Source organism: Paenibacillus sp. NPDC057886 (assembly GCF_042796655.1).
Lineage (GTDB): Bacteria > Bacillota > Bacilli > Paenibacillales > Paenibacillaceae > Paenibacillus.
On the sequence record NZ_JBHVMZ010000002.1, the window covers coordinates 717,416 to 728,994 of the forward strand.

Consider the following 11,579-nt stretch of genomic DNA (forward strand, 5'->3'; position numbering starts at 1 on the left):
GATCATATAATGAAACTTTCAGGGAATACAGTACTCATTACCGGCGGAAGCTCTGGGATTGGATTGGCATTTGCAGAACGCTTCTTAAGAGCCGGAAATACAGTCATTGTTACGGGTCGACGTGCAGATGTGCTTGAGCAGGCAAAAGAAACACACCCGGGCCTTATTACGTATGTGAATGATCTGAATATGGAGTCCGAGCGTGTAGCATTGTTTGATTGGGTAACCGCCAACTATCCGAAAGTAAATGTATTGGTCAATAATGCCGGCATTCAACAACGCTTTAATATACTCAAGTCAGACGGGAAGAACGATTGGAGTTACTTCAACAAAGAAATTACAACGAATATTGAAGCTCCATTTCATCTATCCATGCTGTTCGCTCCATATTTGGCAACCCAAGAAGAGGCAGCGATTATAAACGTCACTTCCGGGTTGGCCTTCACGCCGTTTGCCATTGCTCCCATCTATTCAGCAACCAAAGCAGCCCTTCACTCCTTTACCATCAGTCTGAGACACCAGCTTTCGGATACATCTGTAGAGGTCATTGAAGTCGCTCCTCCGGCAGTAAGTACAGATCTGGGTGGAGCCGGCTTGCATACGCAAGGAGAACCGTTGGATGACTTCGCAGATGGAATCTTCAAAGGTCTGGAAGAAGGCCACGAGGAAATTGGTTATGGCACTTCTGTCGCTCGCTTACGCATGTCCCGAGATGAAGTCGACGAGTACGCCACACAGATGTATAACGCAACGAAAAGTTTAATTGAATAACTCGCCTACGAGACACGTATGACTCATCCATATCGCTGTACATTAACAAAGAGGCCACTCCAGCTACGGAACGGCCTCTTTAAATTCTATATAAAACTCATGTATCTACTAACCTTGAATACATATGGAGATCGTTAAATGTTCCTTCTAATGTGAAACGGAGCTTTTGTAAGAGCTTTATCGAATTCACATTTTCGGGATCAACCATTGCTTCGACTCGGTTCAGTTTTAAAGATGAGAATGCATGATCTACCAAAGTAGAGACCGCCTCTGAAGCATATCCTCTTCCCCACGATGATTTAGCAATATCATATCCAATTTCTGCTTTTAAGTTGTCAAAATCCAAAGAATTATAACCGCATGAACCAATAATTTCGTTGGACTCTTTTTTAATTATGGAGAAACGAATCGCCTTACGGTCTTGAGAGAGATCATCCAGAAGTTTGATCATTTCTTTCGCCTGCTCTACGTCAGTAAAACAACTAACATTCATAAATGTAGTAACCTCGGGATCAGACCAAATGGTGAACAAGCTCGAAGAATCCGACATCTTCATTTTTCTCAATTGTAAACGTTCTGTGTGTAACTCTGTAATCAACACTTTTACCTCCATTAGGATTTAATAGTTAGGTTTAAGATATTGATATCTGCGCATAGTTCAGTCCCTTCATTTCCAGGCTAGCTACATTATACAAAAACCCATGACCGGATCAAACCCCACTGTAATGATCTCAAGTCAGCGTAAGAATGATCCGTTCCCCGGAACGAGTAATTTTGTAGATTCCCTCCTGCATGTCAATGCCATAGTGCTTTTTCAGCAACCACTTTGCGTTACGATCCGTCTCCACGACGACCAGATAATCGTAGCCACTCAGAAGGTTGTCCATATTATCCTCATAGAACAAAACGATCCCGTCCACATGCGGGGCATACAAGAAATACTTGCCGACATATTGCATGTAATAATTCGTGACCTGCTGGTCCCTATCCGAGGCGTAGAACAGATATCTGTTGTTATCCTCTTGACCATCTTTATACCAGCGATCACCGGTAACCGCATGGATTTTGTAAGGGAGCGTCGTATCGTAGGTTCTGGCAATCGAGACGATCCCGTTGTATTCCGATAAAAGAATGGTCGCCGCAATCGCCATACAGCCAATAATTCCTTTTTGATAATGACCCTTCGTCTCGACCGTCTTGAAGGCTTGATAATCAGGCACTTCACCAATCCGATAGTGGAATGAACGCTCCAGGTCGATCGCAGCACACAGCACCAGCCCACCTGCGAACAGCACCACGATACTCGATGCATAACGCTCAAAGCCTGCCAGTCTGATGGCCTCATCCAGCGGCATCGAGAAGAGATACAACGCCAGAATTCCTGCATAATACAGCAACAATACAACATCCAGCGCAATCAGTGCTTTCCACAAATTCCACTTCTTCTTGAGCACCACATAAGCAAATATCGACGCCGCAATCGCTACAAGCTGGAAAATGACAATACCGATGACCGGCCGTGTCGTAATATCTGTACTCGATTTTAAGAACAGCCACAGAATCTCATGCATCTGCTCCGCCGTTTTGCCGGATTGAATCCCGGAAGTGGCCACATCGAATTTGTTATCGACGCCCTGAAACACCGTTGCCATCCGCCAGCTCCAGCCGAAGTATGGAATCAGTGAACCGCAGATGGTGCCAATAACAGCCAGCGCAGTCTTCCAACTGAACTTTTGTCTGTGTGTCAGCCATGTATACACCAGGAAGAGCAGACCGATGGCTGCGAAAATAATGCCTGTGCTTTTAATGACGGTCAGCACACCTGCAAGCGGGAGCATGATTATACATGCTCGCTTGATATCATGACGATATTGGTATACTACCGCCAGAATGGCCAGCGCATAGATGGGCAGCAAGAAATCTACGAGCAGGTTGGTAATCCGAATCGTAAGGTTAAAGAAAGACAGCGTAGATAACCCGAGTCCGAGAAACGCGTACAGCAGAAAACGTTTCTTCTCGGAAACGATGCCAAACATGGCGTAAAAACAGGAAAAGATCAGCAGACCTTGTGCCAGGAGCATCACGGACTGGGAATGTCCCATGAAGCGACAGACATAATAAATAAACGACGAGGTCCCTAGCGGATAATTTTTAAAATCAATTAGGTTCGAATCCGGTGTCGGAAAAGCATCTGTGCTGAGCATCTGCTTCAAGACAATCGCCCAATGGGAAAAATTATCGTAGTGCGTCAATTGGTTTTGGAAAAGTACCAGCAAGAAAATGAACGTCCCTGCCAGAAATGAAAATTGGAATAAGGAAAAAGAAATGCGAAAGGATGCTCCCCGGCGTAATCCGAGAAACACCATTCCTCCATACAATAATAATCCGACGATAAGAAGGACAAGGCTGCCAATGTAGAGCTGCCCTGCCAAACCGCTAAGAAAGACAATGCATGCTATTGAGGAAAACACAAATACAGGGATGAACTCCCAACGTATGGATAGTGCTTTTCGAACAAACTGCATGTAACCAATAAAGGAGAATATCAATAAAACTCCCATCACAAGTTGAAGCATAAACAGCATCTCTATCTCTCCTAACCCTCTCTGGTGAAAATCTCGGCATGTGGATGGGTCAAATCACTCAGCAATTGATCAATCAAACCACGCTCCACGATATCATCAATATTCTCCACCGAGAGAAGCACTTCACGGCGATTAGCTGTTGTTTTCCCTGTATGCTGCAAAATGACTTCAATGTTACTCTTCGTATAAAAAGTAACGACCGCTCCTGCCGCAATGTCACCATGGAGACCCGTGGCGGAAAAGAAACGATAATTGAAGCTGCGCAGCGTACAGCCAGCATTATTGGTGAAACGGACTGGAATCTGAAGGGAAAGCCTCGGCATTTTTCGCTGATCCGATCTAGGTTGAATAATACGTTTTTTCACATTGCGAAGCATATCGTCGTAAGCGGTATCCCATAGATTCATCTGCTCTGGCAGCGAGTGTTTACGGTCATAGATGATTTGCATGTATTGACGGTTATCCGTCTCATCAATCGGTTCAACCGTCGCGGAATAACGCCAACCTTCCCCATCCTGTTTCACATAAACGATGACCGCATTGAGATTGGCCTCATATCGCTCGGATTTTACGACCAGAGAGATCGTCTTCTGTTCAGCTAGATAAATGGGATACGGGACATAAAAGGCAATACCTTGTTCGGATACATCTACTGTCTTGGCCTGATAATGCAGATTTGTGTCCTGGTCGTGAATCGTGACATCCTCCTGCGCCCGAATCCGCTCTGTCTCCCGATACGCACGACGGCCGATCATGAAGAACAGGGCATAACACAGCGCAATCATATTATGAATGAGCCAGAAAATAATGATACTGCTGAAGAACAGCGCGATGCCATACTTACCATTAACATACCGAATCACAGCCGCAATCGAAAGCAAGAGCAGGAAGATATGCGGAAGTGCAAATAACAGAGCAGACATCCATTTTCGACCGCTCGCTCTGCTTTTGTTTGTAACCTTGAATTTTTTTTCGCGGATGCCCAGCGTTTCAAGGAGAACCGGCCATATCAGATAAGGCATAAATATGGTATCAATAACCTGACTCCAGCGCTGATTCCGAATATTGCTGGACAGATAACGCATCGATACGCTGTAGAAGAAATAGGACGGAAGCCAAAATACTAGGATTTGCCAAAAGCTAGTGTTTACAATCTGGAAATCAAATAATGCAAACAAAATTGGCGCCAAAATGAAAATCAATCGGTTGAAGAAGGACCACCAGTATAAGAAACTGCTTAAATAGGTTACCCTTGTCCAGAAAGGAAGCTTCTCGGATAAAGGAGCACGCGTATTTTGCAGGCTCTGAATAATACCCCTCGCCCATCGAATTCGCTGCTTAATCATGCTCGGGACTGTTGTTGTCGTCTGCCCGGCAGCTTGAACCTCTTGAGTCGCATAGGTAACATAGCCTTCCTGCTGTAAGCGGATGCTTGTCTCAAAGTCTTCGGTGATCGTATTCAGCGGGAAACCGCCGATCTCTTGCATGCCTTGCCGGGATATGATCGTATTGCTTCCTGTATATGCTACCGCATTGGAGGCATTACGCAGGATGTTAACTTCTCTGGAGAAGAAATCCTGTTCATTCGGAATTCCTTGCTCTGCATACAAGTTAAACTGGAATAGATCCGGATTGTAGAAGCTCTGAGGGGTCTGTACCAGCCCCAGCTTGAACTTCTTATCCATTTCATCCTCACGGCGAAGCCGCCATTGCCCGTTCTCTTCTATAAATGTGGAGAGCAGGAAATACGGGACGGTTTTCATCAAAAAGGTGTGTTGCGGAATCATATCTGCATCAAAGGTTGCAATGAGTGGGGAAGAGGTTTTACTCAGGGCATTATTCAGGTTACCTGATTTGGCATGCTTGTTGCCAGGGAACCCCAGATATCCAACACCAAACTGCTTCGCAAGCTCCTCTACTTCAGGTCTTCCGCCATCGTCACATATATAGATATGGACCTTTTGCTTGTCCGGATAATCCATGAACGTACAGGCATTGACGGTTTTATACAACAGATCGACCGGCTCGTTATGGGTGGCAATGAAAACATCCACATCCGGATAATATTCGGGAGGAACGATGGGAAAGTCGAGTTGCGTACGTTGCTTTTGCATCTTTTGAAAGAACAATTCAAAGGTGGTCAGTACGGTTACTGTCTCAGCCACAATGAGCAGAATGCCGAAGATGACGTTCAGAACGCCTTCTCCCCATGGCAGTGTAAAGAACATCCGCCATATCAAATAAATGGACATCAGGATCATGGTGATGACAAAGAAAATATTTTGCCTCTTTTCGTTTTGCACTACAGCTGCTTCCTCCTTGCTGCAAATACCCATCTTCGCTGCAATTGAAAACTGAGCAGGAACAGTAAGGCATCACAGACAAATTTCGCGATTTTCTCATCCACGAAGAAAATCGTATGGAACAAATACACCCCCGTACTGGAAAGCACAATCACGAATCCGCACAACGTCAAATAACGCCATAGACTGCCCTGGCTATCTTCCTTGCGGAATACAAAGTGCCTATTCAGTACATAGTTGACAACAATAGAAATAATTCTCGCAATCACGGTTGCGAGCAGAATTCTTAGATAATCCTGCTGACCCAAAATGGGCCGCAAAAAGTCGATCAAAAACCATGCAATTCCCAAATCAACGACAGAACTCGCAACCGAAGAGGAAATAAATCGCAGGAAGTTGGAGAACAGCACACCCATCACCCGAGCACTGTCCTGAATCGCTTTAAAGTGTGTCCCTGCATTTCCATTCTCATAGATGACTTGAATCGGCATGGTATGAATCGGTATACCGGACTGAATGCACGATATGAGCATCTGCAGCTCGTATTCAAACCGGGTGCCGCGAACATCTTGCATGAACGCTAGCAGCTCTGGGCCAATGGCTCGAAGTCCGGTTTGGGTATCCGACAGCTTTTTGCCGTAAAGCATAGCAAAAATAAAGGACGTCATCCGATTGCCCAGCAAAGATTTCGGTGGTATGCCTCCCTCGCTGAAGTCCCTTACCCCTAGAACCAATGCATCAGGATAGCGTCTCGCTTCTTTGGCAAGTCTGTATACATCCTCTGCTGCGTGCTGCCCGTCTGAATCCGCAGTGACGACGAAGGAGGACGCATCGAACTGCTGTCCGATATACTGAAATCCGGTCTTAAGTGCAGCACCCTTACCCAGGTTTTCTGAATGCCGCAGCAAGACACACCCGTTCTCACTCAGCTCATCGAAAATCGTCTGATATGCCTCACCAGACCCGTCGTCCACAATAACAATATGGGTCAAACCATATTTTCGCAATTGCCGTACATAGGAAAGAAGTCTCTCATCTGGCTCAAGCGATGGAATGAGGATAATTGTTTCGCCGTCCTTATGTTTATCCATAATCATCCTATTATTCCTCAATTCGACATATTTTCACAAATTCTTTTTGAATATTGTGAGTATAACACCGAAATGGTAGACAGTAAACGAGCATCTTGTATATATTTTGGTAAAAAAGTTGTATTCGCATTTGTGCTAGAGTATAGGTGAAAAATACTAGGAATAGGACTGTGGTATACACAACGAAAAACTCGCCACGATTATGGCGAGTGAATGTTCAAGTAGCAATTATGGATACTAATCTAGTTTAATCGCCTCAATATAAAGCTCGATGCTTACTTCATTTCCGACGACAATTCCGCCCGTTTCCAGAGGCGAGTTAAAGCTCAAACCAAATTCATTACGATCGATACTGGCAGTCGAATGAAATCCCACACGTTCCCGGCCACGAGGGTCTTTATTAAACCCTTCAAACACGGTATGAAAAGTGATAGGTTTTGTTACTCCATGCAGCGTTAGATTGCCAGCAAGTTCATATTGCCGTTCGCCAGTAAGAACGCAGTTGGTGCTTTGAAATGTAATCGCTGGATACTTGGCAGCATGAAAGAATTCCTCGCTCCTCAGGTGTTCATCGCGTTGCCGCTGGCGAGTCGTGATACTATTTGCGTCGATGGAAGCCTGAATACCCAGGGTTGTTACATCGTTGGGGTCAAAACTTAAGATCGCTTCGAAATGCTCGAATACTCCTTTGATTTTATTAATCATTAAATGCGTCACCGAAAACTCGACGGAGCTGTGGTCCGGATCAACTTCCCATTGAATACTGCTCATAAATAATTCCACCTCTATACTCATATTATGAGAAAGGTCACCCTATCCCCAAAACACTGCGCTATTCGCATACACCTAATATACAAAAAAGCTACTGACAACGAATGTCAGTAGCCTTTTAGCGTTCTAGCATTTTTTTAGATTCCTCGTAAATCCGATTTCGGAATAAATTCGATTTCTTCACTTTATCTGCCACATGTTGATTGAACCGAAGATGAACTACTTGGTTATGCCCATAAATATAGACGAATGGTGACTTATTCTCATCACTAATTTGAATTAGAATTACCGTAGAAGATTGAAAAAGGCTGTGATTCCAATGTTAATCAAAAGAGACAAATGGTTGCAGTATCGCATCCTCCGCAAGGGCTCCTCTCTCGTTGGACGGTTACCAGAAACACAGTTGCTTAAAAAGGACACTTTAACGAAGATGCTGCTTCAATATCAAAGCGTCGTACTGAAACCTCGTAACGGAAGTTATGGAAGGAATATTATCTTCATCAAACGGAACGGTGTGAAAGCCTATCGTATTCATAATGAAAATAATGTGGTCACCATGACAGACACCGACAAGGTACTCCAATGGCTCCATAAAACAAACAAAGGTCGTGGATATATTGTCCAAAAGCGTCTGCATCTTGCCCAAATTGGGCACAAGCCGTTCGACATTCGGATCATCGTTCAGCGCAAAAAAGGCTCTTCTGCCACCTGGAACGTTACCGGTTCCTACGCGAAAGTTGCGGCGCAAGGATATCTAGTCACAAATGTGACCAGCCGCACCATTCCAGTGCTGGAGGCATTCAAATTAGCTCGAATTGGAGATCGGAGTTTGCTTGTCAAAGCGGAACGGATCGCGCTACAGGCTGCCAAACGACTGGGAGAGTGTTACCCCAAGCTTAGACAAGTCGGGTTCGATATAGGCATCGACAGGAAACATCGGCTTTGGATCATCGAGGGCAATTATAAACCGGACCTACGCCCTTTCCGGCTTTTGAAAGATTCCTCGATGCACCGCAAAATATTATGGTACAAGGAACATTAAAGCGAAAAGAAAGGCGACCAGCCTTCTATCTTTGGCTGGTCGCCTGTTCCTATTTGGTTCCTAATCTTGATCATGACCGCTTCCGTTATTACTTGCGGCGTCTAGTCGCACTTGTAACACGTGTCACTTGGAACTTATTTACCCCTACCTGTATAATGGCAAACTGGCTGTAAGAAGTACCGGAAGAAGTATACGGTTCTGCTTCAATATTTCCACTTGGCGTTCTAACCGTTGCGGTGATTCTAGTCACCAAGCAGACTCCACGGCTGGAAGCTCTCCAAGTCTCGTCACGCTGAACACTATAATTGTCGTCACTACAAAAGATGGATGCATATTCAACTTTTCCAAACGCATTAAACGAAGTAGAGTTAAAGATCTGAACGGGGTCATACCCTCTAAGTCTTCTATTTCCCATTATCAAAACCTCCTTGTTATTGATAGTTTTATTAAATGCAATTCAATCGTTTTGGTAAGGTATAAATGTGGACAAGGAACAAAAAGTGCGTTTGTCCGGTGGTCCGAGGGGTGGCCTTATAATGCTGTCCTCAAAACAAAAAGAACCACCCGCGTTGTTACACAGGTGGTTCGAGAATGATAGAACCTTTTTACATTATGAAGCTTTTGCTGCAACAGCTTTTTGAATTAAAGCTTTTGCATCGTTAGTAGAAAGACCTTGTTTAGGTTGAAGCAGGTTTTTCTCTGCTGCACTAAGAATTCCTTTGTCAATCAGTTTTGCCATGGATTTCACCGCATAGGTAGAAACGGTTTTGCCATCTTCAAAACCTGCAATGATCGTAGCCGCATTTTTATCAGAAGCTTGATCTTTCAACAATTTAGCAAGAATGGTAGCCGCCTCTTCACGAGTGATATCACGATCAGGATTGAAGTTACCACCGTAGCCTTGGATAAATCCAGCATGAGTCGCTTCAGCGATTGCATCTGCATATGCAGCGTTAGCAGCAACATCCTTGAATGCAGGTGCTGCAGCTACTTCATTAAGTTTCAACAGGTCTACTAGAGCACTAACAAATTCAGCACGGGAAATAAATTCTGTTGTTGCAGGTGTTTCTGTTTCCTCTGTAGATGCAGCTAGGTTCGTGATACGTCCTTCCGTTTTAGCCACAATGTTAGCGCCTTTATACGTATCTACAATGTACTGGTAGAATACATCCAGATCGATAGGACCAGCCAAGGATGATTTAGCATCTACTAGCACTTTATAGTTATCTCCACCTGCAGCCATAAAGTTGTTAACTACAGCCGTATATGTTTTTGCAGGATCAATAGGTGTGCCATCTTCAAGACTAAGGCTAGTAACACGTTCCGCCACTGGTTTATTGAAGTCTGCAGTATATTTCAAGCCAGAGATCTGTAGAGTTTTTGTGTTTGGTGTACCGTCAGCGTTGGTACCCCATTGTTGCTGCAACAAAGTTTTAATTTGTTCACCAGTCAACTCCAATTTCACTAGAGTATTGCCAAACGGTTGGATTTTAGCAAGATCAGCAAAGGTCACATCGCCTTTTGGCAGATCCGCACGAATACCACCTGGATTCATAAATGCAAAGTCCGCAGCACTTGCCTTATCCCCAAAGTCTGCTTCACGCATTGCATCTGCAATGAGGTTGCCCAGAGCGGCTTCGTTATTATAAGCATCTGTACGGGTAACAGAACCATCCGTTGTACCTACTGGCTTAGTCAGCTCAGGATGCTTGTCTAATGATTTTTTAATAATAGCTAAAGATTCAGGGTCTTCTTTTACACCCTCTTGGAAAGTCGTTGTAACGGTAGCTGATTTCTCGGTTACATCTCCGGTAGCAGGGTCAATCATCAGCTTGATATCTTCAAATGCTGTACCATAAGAGAACGCTTGAACGATCAATTTCCCATTCACTTCACCGTTAGCCAAGGCATGATTGTCACCTGCGACGATAACATCAACAGGCGAATCTGCTGGCAAAGCTTTTGCTAAATCAGCCGCTTCTCCAGTGGTTACGCCTTCTTTGGTTGTTGCTGGATCATGCGCCAAGACGATGATCGTTTCTACACCCTTATCTTGCAATTCTTTTGCATATTTATTAACGGCTTCAACTTCTTCTTCTACGCTTAAGAAACGCACGCCAGCTGTCCCAGATGGGGATACTTTGGCAGGTGTGGATTTAGTCACTAATCCGATGAATCCGATTTTGACTCCGCCCACTTCTTTAATAACATACGGTTGAAGCAATGTTTTGCCAGTGGCAGTTTCAATGACGTTTGCATTGACGTAATCAAATTTTGCACCTGCATGAGTCACTTTGCCTTCTTTTGGATCAAGGCCTCCAAAGATTTGTGCCTTCAAAGCAGCGATACCTTGGTCGAATTCATGATTGCCTAGAGAAGCTACATCAAAGCCCATCATATTCATCCATTCCATGGTAGGCTCGTCACGATCGAGAGATGAGACTGGAGCAGATGCACCCACAGAGTCTCCATTATGGAAGAGTAGGGAATGTTCATATTTTGCTTGAGCTTCTTTTAAGTAGGTTGCTAGAATTGGAGCCGTTCCTGCCTTTTTATCACTAACGATCGATGTGGTATCTAACTGCCCGTGGAAGTCGTTAATGCCAATCAAGTGTACTTCTACATCTTTGCCTGCGGCAGAGACAGAACCTGCTGCGCCCAATAGTTGGGTGAGTAATAGTGCAGCAGTTGCCACACGAATTGTGCTTTGACCCAGAACTTTTTTCCAAGACATGAATTAAAAAACCCCTCTCCAATTTTAGATCCTGAAATATTTTACCATAGTTCAATTCATAAAAATCGTAAAATATATAAAATGGATGTAAAAATTGAAAGATTGATAGAGAAGGAACGTAATTTCTTAACCTTAAGGTTCAATTTACAAGAGACATGGATACCGGAGCACTTCTTAAAAAATAAACTATTAATGATATTTCTATTAATCAAAGGCCTTAATCTTCACCACTCAAACGCCTAGACCCGTTTTTTCGCCCTACTTGTGATAGGGTTCAGCTTA

At 44.2% G+C, this 11,579-nt stretch carries 9 protein-coding genes; 2 read left to right on the forward strand and 7 right to left on the reverse strand.

The window, feature by feature from the left end:
* The first annotated feature begins 9 nt into the window (after positions 1-9).
* Complete coding sequence (locus tag ACFVQB_RS10295; protein ID WP_379437850.1) at positions 10-771, forward strand: SDR family oxidoreductase; 762 nt, start codon at positions 10-12, stop codon at positions 769-771.
* 97 nt (positions 772-868) lie between these two features.
* Here the strand turns inward: ACFVQB_RS10295 and ACFVQB_RS10300 are convergent, their stop codons facing one another.
* The 5 genes from ACFVQB_RS10300 to ACFVQB_RS10320 all read right to left on the reverse strand — a co-directional run bounded on the left by ACFVQB_RS10300 (position 869) and on the right by ACFVQB_RS10320 (position 7,521).
* Positions 869-1,369 carry a GNAT family N-acetyltransferase gene (locus tag ACFVQB_RS10300; RefSeq protein WP_379437853.1) on the reverse strand — a complete coding sequence of 167 codons (501 nt, stop codon included), beginning with the start codon at positions 1,367-1,369 and terminating at the stop codon, positions 869-871.
* Positions 1,370-1,502: 133 nt separating this feature from the next.
* The gene (locus tag ACFVQB_RS10305; protein ID WP_379437856.1) at positions 1,503-3,356 is read right to left on the reverse strand and encodes a hypothetical protein; all 1,854 of its coding nucleotides are present in this window, start codon (positions 3,354-3,356) and stop codon (positions 1,503-1,505) included.
* 11 nt (positions 3,357-3,367) lie between these two features.
* Positions 3,368-5,659: a glycosyltransferase family 2 protein gene (locus ACFVQB_RS10310; protein ID WP_379437859.1), complete on the reverse strand. Its 2,292-nt coding sequence runs from the start codon at positions 5,657-5,659 to the stop codon at positions 3,368-3,370.
* Positions 5,659-6,750: a glycosyltransferase gene (locus ACFVQB_RS10315; protein ID WP_379437861.1), complete on the reverse strand. Its 1,092-nt coding sequence runs from the start codon at positions 6,748-6,750 to the stop codon at positions 5,659-5,661. Before ACFVQB_RS10315 ends, ACFVQB_RS10310 begins: the two co-directional genes overlap by 1 nt.
* Before the next feature lie 237 nt (positions 6,751-6,987).
* On the reverse strand, positions 6,988-7,521 hold the full coding sequence (locus ACFVQB_RS10320; RefSeq protein WP_379437864.1) for a YceI family protein: 534 nt from the start codon (positions 7,519-7,521) through the stop codon (positions 6,988-6,990).
* 319 nt (positions 7,522-7,840) lie between these two features.
* Here ACFVQB_RS10320 and ACFVQB_RS10325 point away from each other — a divergent pair, with 319 nt between their 5' ends.
* Positions 7,841-8,563 carry a YheC/YheD family protein gene (locus ACFVQB_RS10325; protein ID WP_379437867.1) on the forward strand — a complete coding sequence of 241 codons (723 nt, stop codon included), beginning with the start codon at positions 7,841-7,843 and terminating at the stop codon, positions 8,561-8,563.
* 88 nt (positions 8,564-8,651) lie between these two features.
* Here the strand turns inward: ACFVQB_RS10325 and ACFVQB_RS10330 are convergent, their stop codons facing one another.
* A complete protein-coding gene (locus ACFVQB_RS10330) occupies positions 8,652-8,978 on the reverse strand; it encodes a hypothetical protein (RefSeq protein WP_379437870.1) in 327 nt (108 codons plus the stop codon).
* A 195-nt stretch (positions 8,979-9,173) separates the two neighbouring features.
* Positions 9,174-11,297 carry a 5'-nucleotidase C-terminal domain-containing protein gene (locus ACFVQB_RS10335; RefSeq protein WP_379437872.1) on the reverse strand — a complete coding sequence of 708 codons (2,124 nt, stop codon included), beginning with the start codon at positions 11,295-11,297 and terminating at the stop codon, positions 9,174-9,176.
* Between the last annotated feature and the right edge of the window lie 282 nt (positions 11,298-11,579).